The sequence below is a fragment of the Streptomyces sp. NPDC059895 genome, assembly GCF_042731035.1.
In the GTDB taxonomy this organism is placed as follows: domain Bacteria; phylum Actinomycetota; class Actinomycetes; order Streptomycetales; family Streptomycetaceae; genus Streptomyces.
Genome location: NZ_JBHWKO010000030.1, coordinates 1 through 13,780 on the forward strand (window position 1 = coordinate 1; position 13,780 = coordinate 13,780).

Consider the following 13,780-nt stretch of genomic DNA (forward strand, 5'->3'; position numbering starts at 1 on the left):
GGCCGGAACCGTACGGTTCCGGCCACCCCGGCGGCACGTTTCTGCTGAGACGCCCGGCGCTCAGTTCTCCTCGTGGGTGACCGCGCGACGCGCGTCCGCGTCCAGGACGCCCCAGCTGATCAGCTGCTCGGTCAGGACCGACGGCGACTGGTCGTAGATGACGGCGAGCGTGCGCAGGTCGTCCTGGCGGATCGAGAGCACCTTGCCGTTGTAGTCGCCGCGCTGCGACTGGATCGTCGCCGCGTACCGCTGGAGCGGACCGGCCTTCTCGACCGGCACGTGGGCCAGCCGCTCCAGGTCCAGGACGAGCTTCGGCGGGGGCTCGGCCGCGCCGCCCGGCGTGGTGCCCGGCAGCAGTTCCTGTACCGGGACGCCGTAGAAGTCGGCCAGTTCCGCAAGACGCTGCACGGTCACGGCACGGTCGCCGCGCTCGTACGAACCGACCACGACCGCCTTCCAGCGTCCCTGGGACTTCTCCTCGACACCGTGGAGGGAAAGGCCCTGCTGGGTGCGGATCGCCCGGAGCTTGGCCCCGAGCTGTTTGGCGTATTCGCTGGACATATGGCTCCCGGCACTGGGTCGACGCGGCCGGCGTGTTCCCTGCCGCGCGGTTGGTAACTCACTGTGAGGTTACGCAGCGTGATTCTTCTGCGTCAAGCCGAATGGTCCACCCCGACTCTTCCGTGGTATCGATGGCCGGTTGCGCCAGGGGGGTGATCAGGGGTGTCGTTCCGGCCTGATACCGTGGATGGCGCAATTCCGACGTCCTTTAAGGTCCGTCCCGTGAGGCGGAGAAGGAGGTCCGTTTCTTATGGACAAGCAGGACACCCGGCCCGAGACACAGCGGTCCGACGCGAGGCCCGTCCTCGAGGCCCCCGACATCGCGCGGGTGCTGACCCGCATCGCCCACGAGATCGTCGAACGCGCCAAGGGCGCCGACGACGTGGTACTCCTCGGCATCCCCACCAGGGGCGTCTTCCTCGCCCGCAGGCTGGCCGGCAAGCTGGAGGAGATCACCGACCGCGGCATCCCGGTCGGCTCCCTGGACATCACGATGTACCGCGACGACCTGCGCATGCACCCGCCGCGTGCGCTGGCCCGCACCGAGATCCCCGGTGACGGCCTCGACGGCAAGCTGGTCGTCCTCGTCGACGACGTGCTGTTCTCCGGCCGCACCATCCGCGCCGCCCTCGACGCCCTGAACGACATCGGGCGCCCGCGCGCGGTGCAGCTCGCGGTCCTGGTCGACAGAGGCCACCGCGAACTGCCCATCCGCGCCGACTACGTCGGCAAGAACCTCCCCACGTCGCTGCGGGAGACGGTCAAGGTCCAGCTCGCCGAGGAGGACGGTCGCGACACCGTGCTGCTCGGTGTGAAGCAGGCCGCCCCGGGCGCGCAGCACTAGCGGTCCGGCGTACGCCCACGCGTGCGTGCCCCTGTGCGCCCGCATGCCCGAAAACTCCCGAAAGTCTTACGGAGCCTGACAGATGCAGCGTCATCTCATCTCGGCCGCCGACCTCACCCGCGACGACGCCGTCCACATTCTCGACACCGCGGAGGAGATGGCCCGGGTCGCCGACCGGCCCATCAAGAAGCTGCCGACCCTGCGCGGCCGCACGATCGTCAACCTCTTCTTCGAGGACTCCACGCGCACCCGGATCTCCTTCGAGGCGGCCGAGAAGCGGCTGTCCGCGGACGTGATCAACTTCTCCGCCAAGGGGTCCAGCGTCTCCAAGGGCGAGTCCCTGAAGGACACCGCCCAGACCCTGGAGGCCATGGGCGTCGACGCCGTCGTCATCCGGCACGGCGCCTCCGGAGCCCCCTACCGCCTGGCCAACTCCGGCTGGATCGACGCCGCCGTCATCAACGCCGGCGACGGCACCCACCAGCACCCCACCCAGGCCCTGCTCGACGCCTTCACCATGCGCCGGCGGCTCGTCGGCCGGGACGCCGGCCTCGGCCAGGACCTGTCCGGCCGGCGCATCACCCTCGTCGGGGACGTCCTGCACAGCCGGGTCGCCCGCTCCAACGTCGACCTGCTGCACACCCTCGGTGCCGAGGTCACCCTCGTCGCCCCGCCCACCCTGGTGCCGGTCGGCGTCGAGACCTGGCCCTGCGCGGTCTCGTACGACCTCGACAGCACGCTGGCCAAGTCCGACGCGGTGATGATGCTGCGCGTCCAGCGCGAGCGGATGAACGCCGCGTTCTTCCCGACCGAGCGCGAGTACTCGCGCCGCTACGGCCTCGACGCGGACCGGATGGCGCGGATGCCCGAGCACGCCATCGTGATGCACCCCGGGCCGATGGTCCGCGGCATGGAGATCACCGCCGAGGTCGCCGACTCCGACCGCTGCACCGTCGTCGAGCAGGTTGCCAACGGCGTGTCCATCCGCATGGCCGTCCTCTACCTGCTCCTGGGCGGGAACGAACCCGCCGTCCGCCACACCCGTACCACCGGTCCCACCGAGGAGAAGTAAGCGACCATGAGCAAGATCCTGATCCGTGGTGCGAAGGTGCTCGGCGGCGAGCCGCAGGACGTCCTGATCGACGGAGAGATCATCGAGGCCGTCGGTGCCGGGCTGTCCGCCGACGGCGCCCAGGTCGTCGAGGCCGACGGCAAGGTGCTGCTGCCCGGCCTGGTCGACCTGCACACCCATCTGCGCGAGCCGGGCCGCGAGGACTCCGAGACCGTCCTGACCGGCACCCGGGCGGCCGCCTCCGGCGGTTACACGGCCGTGTTCGCCATGGCCAACACCTTCCCCGTGGCCGACACGGCCGGTGTCGTCGAGCAGGTCTACCGGCTCGGCCGGGAGCACGGCTACTGCGACGTGCAGCCCATCGGCGCCGTCACCGTCGGCCTGGAGGGCAGCAAGCTCGCCGAGCTGGGCGCCATGCACGAGTCGGCGGCCGGCGTCACCGTCTTCTCCGACGACGGCAAGTGCGTCCACGACGCGGTGATCATGCGGCGGGCGCTGGAGTACGTGAAGGCCTTCGGCGGTGTCGTCGCCCAGCACGCGCAGGAGCCCCGGCTGACCGAGGGCGCCCAGATGAACGAGGGCATCGTCTCCTCCGAGCTGGGCCTGGGCGGCTGGCCCGCGGTGGCCGAGGAATCGATCATCGCCCGGGACGTCCTGCTCGCCGAGCACGTCGGCTCCCGCGTCCACATCTGCCACCTGTCCACCGCGGGCTCGGTCGAGATCGTGCGCTGGGCGAAGTCCCGCGGCATCCAGGTCACCGCCGAGGTCACCCCGCACCACCTGCTCCTCACCGACGAGCTGGTGCGCACCTACGACCCGGTCTACAAGGTCAACCCGCCGCTGCGCACCGAGCGCGACGTGCACGCCCTGCGCGAGGCGCTCGCCGACGGCACGATCGACATCGTCGCCACCGACCACGCCCCGCACCCGCACGAGGACAAGGACTGCGAGTGGGCCGCGGCCGCCATGGGCATGGTCGGCCTGGAGACCGCGCTGTCGGTGGTCCAGGAGACGATGGTGGAGACCGGGCTCCTCGACTGGGCCGGGGTCGCCGACCGCATGTCCTCCACGCCGGCCCGGATCGGGCGGGCGAAGGGCCACGGGCGTCCCGTCTCGGCTGGTGAGCCCGCCAACCTCACGCTCGTCGACTCGGCATACCGTGGGTCGGTGGACCCCGCGGGCTTCGCCTCGCGCAGCCGGAACACCCCGTACGAGGGGCGTGAGCTGCCGGGCCGTGTGACGCACACGTGGCTCCGGGGCAAGGCCACGCTCGTCGACGGGAAACTCACGTGACACCTGTAATCCTGCTCGCGGCCGAGAAGGAATCGGCCGAAGTGACCGACTGGGCCGCCCGGATCGGCTGGGTCGTAGGCCTCGCCCTGTTCGTCGCGCTCGTGTACTGGCTGATGCGCGAGGGCTGGAAGTGGCGCGGCACGCTCCAGGGCGACCTGCCCGCCCTGCCCACCGTGCCGGACGACCCCGGCCCGGCGAGACTGAGCATGAGCGGCCGCTACCACGGCTCCACCACCGCCGGGCAGTGGCTCGACCGCATCGTGGCGCACGGCCTGGGAACCCGCAGCCGGGTGGAGCTCACCCTGACGGACGCGGGACTGGACGTCGTACGCCCCGGCGCGACCGACTTCTTCGTCCCGGCCGGCGCGCTGCGCGAGGCCGTGCTCGGCAAGGGCATCGCCGGCAAGGTCCTCACCGAGGGCGGACTGCTCGTGGTGACCTGGGCGCACGGCGACAAGCTGATCGACTCCGGATTCCGCTCGGACACCGCCGCCGAGCACAACGAGTGGGTCGACACCATCAACGCAATGATCAAAAAGACGGAAACTCAGACGGAAACGGAAGGCGCGCGATGACGACCTCCACCAGGGGAACCGCCAAGGCTCCCGCCGTACTCGTCCTGGAGGACGGCCGTGTCTTCCGCGGCCGTGCCTACGGGGCCGTGGGGGAGACCTTCGGCGAAGCGGTGTTCTCCACCGGCATGACCGGCTACCAGGAGACCCTCACCGACCCGTCGTACGACCGGCAGATCGTCGTCGCGACCGCCCCGCAGATCGGCAACACCGGCTGGAACGACGAGGACGACGAGTCCCGGCGCATCTGGGTCTCCGGCTACGTCGTGCGCGACCCCGCGCGCGTGCCCTCGAACTGGCGCTCCCAGCGGTCGCTCGACGACGAACTGGTGCGCCAGGACGTCGTCGGCATCTCCGGCATCGACACCCGCGCCCTCACCCGCCACCTGCGCGAGCGCGGCTCCATGCGGGCCGGGATCTTCTCCGGCCAGGCCCTCGCCGCCGACGCGGACCTCGTGGCGCGGGTGCAGGCCCAGCCGCACATGAAGGGCGCCAGCCTCTACGAGGAGGTCGCCACCCAGGAGGCGTACGTCGTCCCCGCGGTCGGCGAGAAGCGCTTCACGGTCGCCGCGATCGACCTCGGCATCAAGGGCATGACCCCGCACCGCATGGCCGAGCGCGGCATCGAGGTGCACGTGCTGCCCGCGACGGCCTCCGCGGACGAGGTCTACGCCGTCAACCCCGACGGCGTGTTCTTCTCCAACGGCCCCGGCGACCCGGCCACCGCCGACGGACCGGTCGCGCTGATGACCGAGGTGCTTCAGCGCAGGACGCCCCTGTTCGGCATCTGCTTCGGCAACCAGATCCTCGGCCGCGCCCTCGGCTTCGGCACCTACAAGCTGAAGTACGGCCACCGCGGCATCAACCAGCCGGTCCAGGACCGCACGACCGGCAAGGTCGAGGTCACCGCGCACAACCACGGCTTCGCCGTGGACGCGCCGCTGGACCGGGTCAGCGAGACCGAGTTCGGCCGCGCCGAGGTCTCCCACGTCTGCCTCAACGACGACGTCGTGGAGGGGCTGCAGCTGCTCGACCAGCCGGCCTTCTCCGTCCAGTACCACCCCGAAGCGGCCGCCGGTCCGCACGACGCCGCCTACCTGTTCGACCGCTTCGTATCCCTGATGGAGGGCCAGCGTGCCTAAGCGCACCGATATCCAGTCCGTCCTGGTCATCGGCTCCGGCCCGATCGTCATCGGCCAGGCCGCCGAGTTCGACTACTCCGGCACCCAGGCGTGCCGCATCCTGCGCGCCGAGGGGCTCCGGGTCATCCTGGTCAACTCCAACCCGGCGACGATCATGACCGACCCGGAGATCGCCGACGCCACCTACGTCGAGCCGATCACCCCGGAGTTCGTCGAGAAGATCATCGCCAAGGAGCGCCCCGACGCCCTGCTGCCCACGCTGGGCGGCCAGACGGCCCTGAACACCGCCATCTCGCTGCACGAGAACGGCGTCCTGGACAAGTACGGTGTGGAGCTGATCGGCGCCAACGTCGAGGCCATCCACAAGGGCGAGGACCGCGACCAGTTCAAGCTGGTCGTCGAGGAGGTCCGCAAGAAGATCGGGCACGGCGAGTCCGCCCGCTCGGTCATCTGCCACACCATGGACGACGTCCTCGCCGGCGTCGACGAGCTCGGCGGCTACCCGGTCGTCGTCCGCCCCTCCTTCACCATGGGCGGCGCCGGCTCCGGCTTCGCCCACGACGAGGAGGAGCTGCGCCGCATCGCCGGCCAGGGCCTCACGCTCTCCCCGACCACCGAGGTGCTCCTGGAGGAGTCCATCCTCGGCTGGAAGGAGTACGAGCTGGAGCTGATGCGCGACAAGCACGACAACGTCGTGGTCGTCTGCTCCATCGAGAACTTCGACCCCATGGGCGTGCACACCGGCGACTCGATCACCGTCGCGCCCTCGATGACGCTGACCGACCGCGAGTACCAGGTCCTGCGCGACATCGGCATCGCCGTCATCCGCGAGGTCGGCGTCGACACCGGCGGCTGCAACATCCAGTTCGCGGTGAACCCCGTCGACGGCCGGGTCATCGTCATCGAGATGAACCCGCGCGTGTCCCGCTCCTCGGCGCTGGCCTCCAAGGCGACCGGCTTCCCGATCGCCAAGATCGCGGCCAAGCTCGCCGTCGGCTACACCCTCGACGAGATCCCCAACGACATCACGCAGGAGACCCCGGCCTCCTTCGAGCCGACGCTCGACTACGTGGTCGTGAAGGCCCCCCGCTTCGCCTTCGAGAAGTTCCCGAGCGCCGACTCCACGCTGACGACGACCATGAAGTCGGTCGGCGAGGCCATGGCCATCGGCCGCAACTTCACCGAGGCCTTCCAGAAGGCGCTGCGCTCGCTGGAGAAGAAGGGCAGCCAGTTCACCTTCGTCGGCGAGACCGGTCACAAGGAGGAGCTGCTGCGCGAGGCGGTGCGCCCCACCGACGGCCGGATCAACACCGTCATGCAGGCGATCCGCGCGGGCGCCACCCCGGAGGAGGTCTTCGAGTACACGAAGATCGACCCCTGGTTCGTCGACCAGCTGTTCCTCATCAAGGAGATCGCGGACGACCTCGCCGCGGCGCCGGAGCTCACCTCCGAGCTGCTCGCCGAGGCCAAGCGGCACGGCTTCTCCGACCAGCAGATCGCCGAGATCCGCGGGCTGCGCGAGGAGGTCGTGCGCGAGGTGCGGCACGCGCTGGGCATCCGCCCGGTCTACAAGACGGTCGACACCTGCGCCGCCGAGTTCGCCGCGAAGACGCCGTACTTCTACTCCTCCTACGACGAGGAGAGCGAGGTCGCGCCGCGCGAGAAGCCGGCCGTCATCATCCTGGGCTCCGGCCCCAACCGCATCGGCCAGGGCATCGAGTTCGACTACTCCTGCGTCCACGCCTCCTTCGCGCTGTCCGACGCCGGGTACGAGACCGTGATGGTCAACTGCAACCCGGAGACCGTCTCCACCGACTACGACACCTCCGACCGCCTGTACTTCGAGCCGCTGACGCTCGAGGACGTGCTGGAGATCGTCCACGCGGAGTCCCAGGCAGGCCCGATCGCGGGCGTCGTCGTCCAGCTCGGCGGCCAGACCCCGCTGGGCCTGGCGCAGGCGCTGAAGGACAACGGCGTGCCGATCGTCGGCACCCCGCCCGAGGCGATCCACGCGGCCGAGGACCGGGGCGCCTTCGGGCGGGTGCTCGCCGAGGCGGGCCTGCCCGCCCCGAAGCACGGCACGGCCACCACCTTCACCGAGGCCAAGGCCATCGCCGACGAGATCGGCTACCCGGTCCTCGTCCGGCCGTCGTACGTCCTCGGCGGCCGCGGCATGGAGATCGTCTACGACGAGACCCGGCTGTCCTCCTACATCGCCGAGTCGACCGAGATCAGCCCCACCCGGCCGGTCCTCGTCGACCGCTTCCTCGACGACGCCATCGAGATCGACGTCGACGCCCTCTACGACGGCGAGGAGCTGTACCTCGGCGGTGTCATGGAGCACATCGAGGAGGCCGGCATCCACTCCGGCGACTCGGCGTGCGCCCTGCCCCCGATCACCCTCGGCGGCTTCGACATCAAGCGGCTGCGCGCCTCCACGGAGGCCATCGCCAAGGGCGTCGGCGTCCGCGGCCTGATCAACATCCAGTTCGCGATGGCCGGCGACATCCTCTACGTCCTGGAGGCCAACCCCCGCGCGTCCCGCACGGTGCCCTTCACCTCGAAGGCGACGGCGGTGCCGCTGGCGAAGGCGGCCGCCCGCATCTCGCTCGGCGCGACCGTCGCCGAGCTGCGCGGCGAGGGGCTGCTCCCGGCGACCGGCGACGGCGGCGAGCTGCCGCTGGACGCGCCGATCTCGGTGAAGGAGGCCGTGATGCCCTGGAGCCGCTTCCGGGACACCTCCGGACGCGGCGTCGACACCGTCCTCGGCCCGGAGATGCGTTCCACCGGCGAGGTCATGGGCATCGACTCCGTCTTCGGCACGGCGTACGCCAAGTCGCAGGCGGGCGCCTACGGCCCGCTGCCCACCAAGGGCCGCGCGTTCATCTCGGTCGCCAACCGCGACAAGCGCTCGATGATCTTCCCGGCGCGCGAGCTCGTCGGCCACGGCTTCGAGCTGCTCGCCACCTCCGGCACCGCCGAGGTCCTGCGCCGCAACGGCATCAACGCCACGGTCGTGCGCAAGCAGTCCGAGGGCACCGGCCCGAACGGCGAGAAGACCATCGTCCAGCTGATCCACGACGGCGAGGTCGACCTCATCGTCAACACCCCGTACGGCACCGGTGGCCGCCTCGACGGCTACGAGATCCGCACGGCGGCCGTGGCACGGTCCGTGCCCTGCCTGACGACGGTCCAGGCGCTCGCCGCCGCCGTCCAGGGCATCGACGCCCTCAACCACGGTGACGTGGGCGTCCGCTCGCTCCAGGAACACGCGGAACACCTGACCGCGGCCCGCGACTAGCAAGCAGCCGACGAGGGGGACACCGGAAACGGTGTCCCCCTCTGTATGAGGACACGCCTTCATGTACAAGCTCTTCTTCCACCTGGTCTTCCGGCGGATGGACCCCGAGAAGGCCCACCACCTGGCCTTCCGCTGGATCCGCCTGGCCGCCCGCGTCCCCGTGCTGCGCGTCTTCGTCGCCGCCGTGCTGGCCCCCCGCCACCGGGAGCTGCGCACCGAGGCCTTCGGGCTGCGCATGCACGGCCCCTTCGGGCTCGCCGCCGGCTTCGACAAGAACGCCGTCGCGATCGACGGGATGTCCATGCTGGGCTTCGACCACGTCGAGATCGGCACGGTGACGGGGGAGGCGCAGCCGGGCAACCCCAGGAAGCGGCTGTTCCGCCTCGTCGGCGACCGGGCGCTGATCAACCGCATGGGCTTCAACAACGAGGGGTCGCTGGCCGTCGCCGCCCGGCTGGCGTCCCGCGAGCCCGTCTTCAAGACCGTCGTCGGCGTCAACATCGGCAAGACCAAGGCCGTCCCGGAGGCCGAGGCCGTCGCCGACTACGTGAAGTCGACCGAGCGGCTCGCGCCGTACGCCGACTACCTGGTCGTGAACGTCTCCTCGCCGAACACGCCCGGTCTGCGCGACCTCCAGGCGACCGAGGCGCTGCGCCCCCTGCTCGGCGCCGTCCGCGAGGCCGCCGACCGCACGGTGCTCAACCGCCGGGTCCCGCTGCTGGTGAAGATCGCGCCCGACCTCGCCGACGAGGACGTGGACGCGGTCGCCGACCTGGCCGTCGAGCTCGGCCTGGACGGGATCATCGCCACGAACACCACCATCGCGCGCGACGGGCTCGGTCTGACGTCCGACCCCTCGCTGGTGGGGGAGACGGGCGGACTGTCCGGCGCTCCGCTCAAGACGCGCTCCCTGGAGGTGCTGCGCCGCCTCTACGCGCGCGTGGGCGACCGCGTCACCCTGGTGGGCGTCGGCGGCATCGAGGACGCCGAGGACGCCTGGCAGCGCATCCTCGCCGGCGCCACCCTCGTCCAGGGCTACAGCGCCTTCGTCTACGAGGGGCCCTTCTGGGGCCGCGCCGTCCACAAGGGGCTCGCGGCACGGCTGCGCCAGAGCCCGTACGCCACCCTGGCCGACGCGGTCGGCGCCGACGTGAGGAGCACGGCATGACCCTGGAACCCTTCGGCGCGCGCCTGCGCCGGGCCATGGACGAGCGCGGCCCGCTCTGCGTCGGGATCGACCCGCACGCCTCCCTGCTGGCCGAGTGGGGGCTCGGCGACGACGTCGCCGGGCTGGAGCGGTTCAGCCGGACCGTCGTCGAGGCGCTGGCCGGCCGGGTCGCCGTCATGAAGCCGCAGAGCGCCTTCTTCGAGCGCTTCGGCTCCCGCGGCATCGCCGTCCTGGAGCGGGTCGTCCAGGAGGCGCGCTCGGCCGGGACCCTGGTCGTGATGGACGCCAAGCGCGGCGACATCGGCTCGACCATGGCCGGGTACGCCGAGGCCTACCTGCGCGAGGACGCCCCGCTGTTCTCCGACGCCCTCACCGTCTCGCCCTACCTCGGCTACGGCTCCCTGAGCCCCGCCGTCGCCCTCGCGCGCGAGAGCGGCACCGGTCTGTTCGTGCTGGCGCTGACGTCGAACCCCGAGGGCGGCGAGGTCCAGCACGCGGTGCGCGCGGACGGCCGCGGTGTCGGCGCGACGATGCTGGCGCACCTGGCCGCCGAGAACGAGGGGGAGGAGCCGCTCGGCTCCTTCGGAGCGGTCGTCGGCGCCACCGTGGGCGACCTGTCGTCGTACGACCTCGCCGTCAACGGCCCGCTCCTCGCACCCGGCATCGGGGCGCAGGGGGCGACCGCGGCGGATCTGCCCCGGGTCTTCGGGGCCGCGGTGCGCAACGTCGTGCCGAACGTGAGCCGGGGAGTGTTGCGCCACGGTCCCGACGCGGTCGCTCTGCGTGACGCCGCGGACCGGTTCGCCGACGAGGTCAGGACCGCCGTGGCGGCCGTCTGACCACCGCTGGCCGCCCGACCGGGGATTCGGCCGGGCGGCCGGGGCCGGTTTTGAGCCTGGATACATCCTCAAATCCGGGGCATTATGTCCTCAATGTCCGGCCTGACGGAGGCTGACCAGGACTTTTCCTCTGTTCTCGCTGACTCTGACGGAGTTGGCCGCTAGTCTCCGACGGAGAGTGAACGGGCAAGCGTGTTGCTCGTGGCTCCCCAGGTGTGGGGCGACTAGGTTCCTCACCGGTCCGTATCCGACAGTTCGACATCCGAGGTGACGTAGGCGTGGCTCTTCCGCCCCTTACCCCCGAACAGCGCGCAGCCGCGCTCGAAAAGGCCGCCGCGGCTCGCCGGGAGCGGGCCGAGGTCAAGAATCGACTCAAGCACTCCGGCGCCTCCCTTCACGAGGTCATCAAGCAGGGCCAGGAGAACGACGTCATCGGCAAGATGAAGGTCTCCGCCCTGCTCGAGTCCCTGCCGGGCGTGGGCAAGGTCCGCGCCAAGCAGATCATGGAGCGACTCGGCATCTCCGAGAGCCGCCGGGTGCGCGGCCTCGGCTCCAACCAGATCGCCTCTCTGGAGCGTGAGTTCGGCGAGACCGCCAAGTGAGTCCGAGGTGCCCCGGGCAGCGGGTCCCGGGCACCGCGGGACAACTGGAATAATCGCTGCATGAGTGAACGTCCGCGGCTGACCGTGCTCTCCGGCCCCTCCGGGGTCGGCAAGAGCACGGTCGTCGCCCATATGCGCAAGGAACACCCCGAGGTCTGGCTCTCGGTGTCGGCGACGACCCGCAAGCCCCGCCCCGGTGAGAAGCACGGGGTCCACTACTTCTTCGTCGCCGACGACGAGATGGACAAGCTGATCGCCAACGGTGAGCTGCTGGAGTGGGCCGAGTTCGCCGGCAACCGCTACGGCACCCCGCGAGCCGCCGTGCTGGAGCGTCTGGAGGCCGGCGAGCCCGTCCTGCTGGAGATCGACCTCCAGGGCGCCCGGCAGGTCCGCGCGTCCATGCCGGAGGCCCAGCTGGTGTTCCTGGCTCCGCCCTCCTGGGAGGAGCTGGTGCGCAGGCTCACCGGGCGGGGCACCGAGCCGCCCGAGGTGATCGAGCGCCGTCTGGAGGCGGCGAAGGTCGAGCTGGCGGCGGAGCCGGAGTTCGACGAGACCCTGGTCAACACCTCCGTCGAGGACGTGGCGCGTGAGCTGCTAGCCTTGACAGACGTTGTGTGATCGAGCCTGATCCTTCAGACTGATCCTTTTCCATCCATCGGAAGGTAGAGCGTGTCCTCTTCCATCTCCGCGCCCGAGGGCATCATCAACCCGCCGATCGACGAGCTCCTCGAGGCCACCGACTCGAAGTACAGCCTCGTGATCTACGCGGCCAAGCGGGCCCGCCAGATCAACGCGTACTACTCGCAGCTCGGCGAGGGCCTCCTCGAGTACGTCGGTCCCCTCGTCGACACCCACGTCCACGAGAAGCCGCTCTCGATCGCCCTCCGCGAGATCAACGCGGGGCTGCTGACGTCCGAGGCCATCGAGGGCCCGGCTCAGTAGCCCTTCCGGCTCGCGGTTGTTTGTTCCACAGGCCCGGCAGCGCGACTGTCGGGCCTGCGGTGTGTGATGACCGGTACGCCCGAGCCGCGGCGTGCCCTATCCGAGGTCCGGGGAGAGACGGTGGACAAGCCGAAGGTCGTTCTGGGGGTCAGCGGTGGCATCGCCGCCTACAAGGCGTGCGAGCTGCTGCGCAGGCTGACGGAGTCCGGCCATGACGTACGGGTCGTCCCCACCGCCTCCGCCCTGCACTTCGTCGGCGCCGCGACCTGGTCCGCGCTCTCCGGGAACCCGGTCTCCACCGAGGTCTGGGACGACGTCCACGAGGTCCCCCACGTCCGGATCGGCCAGCGCGCCGACCTGGTCGTCGTCGCCCCCGCCACCGCGGACACGCTCGCGAAGGCCGCCCACGGACTGGCGGACGACCTGCTGACGAACACCCTGCTCACCGCCCGCTGTCCGGTCGTCTTCGCCCCCGCGATGCACACCGAGATGTGGGAGCACCCGGCCACCCAGGAGAACGTGGCGACGCTGCGCCGCCGGGGCGCCGTCGTCATCGAACCGGCTGTGGGCCGCCTGACCGGCGTCGACACCGGCAAGGGACGGCTGCCCGACCCGGCCGAGATCTTCGAGGTGTGCCGCCGCGTGCTGGCCAGGGGAGTGCGCGAGCCCGACCTCGCCGGCCGGCACGTCGTCGTCAGTGCCGGCGGGACCCGCGAACCCCTCGACCCCGTCCGCTTCCTCGGCAACCGCTCCTCCGGCAAGCAGGGCTACGCCCTGGCCCGGACCGCCGCCGCCCGCGGGGCCCGGGTCACGCTGGTCGCGGCCGACACCGGCCTGCCCGACCCCGCGGGCGTGGACGTCGTCCACGTCGGTACGGCCCTGCAGATGCGCGAGGCGGTGCTGAAGGCGGCCGCCGACGCCGACGCGGTCGTCATGGCCGCCGCCGTCGCCGACTTCCGCCCGGCGGCGTACGCGACCGGCAAGATCAAGAAGCAGGACGGCCAGGAACCGGAACCCCTCCTCCTCGTGCGTAATCCGGACATCCTCGCGGAGATCTCGACCGGACGCGTCCATCCGGGTCAAGTGGTCGTCGGCTTCGCCGCGGAGACGGACGACGTGCTGGCCAACGGCCGCGCGAAGCTGCACCGCAAGGGCTGTGACCTGCTGGTGGTCAATGAGGTGGGGGAGCGCAAGACCTTCGGCTCCGAGCACAACGAGGCCGTCGTCCTTGGCGCCGACGGCAGCGAGACCGCCGTACCTTACGGCCCGAAGGAAGCCTTGGCCGAAACCGTGTGGGACCTGGTGGCGCGACGCCTGGGCTGACTGTTTGATGCGCTTCGCCGTTCCGTTACGGCTCGCGCGATCGGGCGTGGCTCATCTGGCCAACGGTGCCGGGCATTCGGCAGAATGCCAGTGCCGCAGGTCACAGCGCTCCCGAGAGGCG

13 protein-coding genes are annotated in these 13,780 nt (G+C 70.8%); 12 read left to right on the forward strand and 1 reads right to left on the reverse strand.

Annotation, left to right across the window (positions count from 1 at the left end):
• Window positions 1-60: 60 nt before the first annotated feature.
• A complete protein-coding gene (gene bldD, locus ACFV9M_RS28170) occupies window positions 61-561 on the reverse strand; it encodes a transcriptional regulator BldD (RefSeq protein WP_385067049.1) in 501 nt (166 codons plus the stop codon).
• A 250-nt stretch (window positions 562-811) separates the two neighbouring features.
• On the opposite strand from bldD, the gene pyrR reads away from it, so the two are divergent.
• The 12 genes from pyrR (at window position 812) to coaBC (ending at window position 13,659) form a co-directional block, all read left to right on the forward strand.
• Complete coding sequence (pyrR, locus tag ACFV9M_RS28175) at window positions 812-1,405, forward strand: bifunctional pyr operon transcriptional regulator/uracil phosphoribosyltransferase PyrR (protein WP_385067052.1); 594 nt, start codon at window positions 812-814, stop codon at window positions 1,403-1,405.
• An 82-nt stretch (window positions 1,406-1,487) separates the two neighbouring features.
• Window positions 1,488-2,477, forward strand: coding sequence for an aspartate carbamoyltransferase catalytic subunit (locus ACFV9M_RS28180; protein WP_385067055.1), 990 nt, complete (start codon window positions 1,488-1,490; stop codon window positions 2,475-2,477).
• A 6-nt stretch (window positions 2,478-2,483) separates the two neighbouring features.
• A complete protein-coding gene (locus tag ACFV9M_RS28185) occupies window positions 2,484-3,770 on the forward strand; it encodes a dihydroorotase (RefSeq protein WP_385067058.1) in 1,287 nt (428 codons plus the stop codon).
• On the forward strand, window positions 3,767-4,345 hold the full coding sequence (locus ACFV9M_RS28190; RefSeq protein WP_385067061.1) for a hypothetical protein: 579 nt from the start codon (window positions 3,767-3,769) through the stop codon (window positions 4,343-4,345). The genes ACFV9M_RS28185 and ACFV9M_RS28190 overlap by 4 nt, the downstream gene beginning before the upstream one ends.
• Window positions 4,342-5,484 (forward strand): glutamine-hydrolyzing carbamoyl-phosphate synthase small subunit, encoded by a 1,143-nt coding sequence (gene carA / locus ACFV9M_RS28195; RefSeq protein ID WP_385067064.1) that lies wholly within the window; start codon window positions 4,342-4,344, stop codon window positions 5,482-5,484. The genes ACFV9M_RS28190 and carA overlap by 4 nt, the downstream gene beginning before the upstream one ends.
• Window positions 5,477-8,785, forward strand: a complete 3,309-nt coding sequence (carB, locus tag ACFV9M_RS28200; RefSeq protein WP_385067067.1) for a carbamoyl-phosphate synthase large subunit — start codon at window positions 5,477-5,479, stop codon at window positions 8,783-8,785. Before carA ends, carB begins: the two co-directional genes overlap by 8 nt.
• A 61-nt stretch (window positions 8,786-8,846) precedes the next feature.
• Window positions 8,847-9,953, forward strand: coding sequence for a quinone-dependent dihydroorotate dehydrogenase (locus ACFV9M_RS28205; protein WP_385067070.1), 1,107 nt, complete (start codon window positions 8,847-8,849; stop codon window positions 9,951-9,953).
• On the forward strand, window positions 9,950-10,792 hold the full coding sequence (pyrF, locus tag ACFV9M_RS28210; RefSeq protein ID WP_385067073.1) for an orotidine-5'-phosphate decarboxylase: 843 nt from the start codon (window positions 9,950-9,952) through the stop codon (window positions 10,790-10,792). Before ACFV9M_RS28205 ends, pyrF begins: the two co-directional genes overlap by 4 nt.
• Before the next feature lie 278 nt (window positions 10,793-11,070).
• The gene (locus ACFV9M_RS28215; protein ID WP_130444535.1) at window positions 11,071-11,394 is read left to right on the forward strand and encodes an integration host factor; all 324 of its coding nucleotides are present in this window, start codon (window positions 11,071-11,073) and stop codon (window positions 11,392-11,394) included.
• Window positions 11,395-11,454: 60 nt separating this feature from the next.
• Window positions 11,455-12,012, forward strand: coding sequence for a guanylate kinase (gmk, locus tag ACFV9M_RS28220; protein WP_385067076.1), 558 nt, complete (start codon window positions 11,455-11,457; stop codon window positions 12,010-12,012).
• A gap of 51 nt (window positions 12,013-12,063) precedes the next feature.
• On the forward strand, window positions 12,064-12,336 hold the full coding sequence (gene rpoZ / locus ACFV9M_RS28225) for a DNA-directed RNA polymerase subunit omega (protein WP_003977348.1): 273 nt from the start codon (window positions 12,064-12,066) through the stop codon (window positions 12,334-12,336).
• A gap of 120 nt (window positions 12,337-12,456) precedes the next feature.
• Entirely contained in the window at window positions 12,457-13,659 is a 1,203-nt protein-coding gene (gene coaBC / locus ACFV9M_RS28230; RefSeq protein WP_385067080.1) for a bifunctional phosphopantothenoylcysteine decarboxylase/phosphopantothenate--cysteine ligase CoaBC, read from the forward strand.
• Window positions 13,660-13,780: the final 121 nt, after the last annotated feature.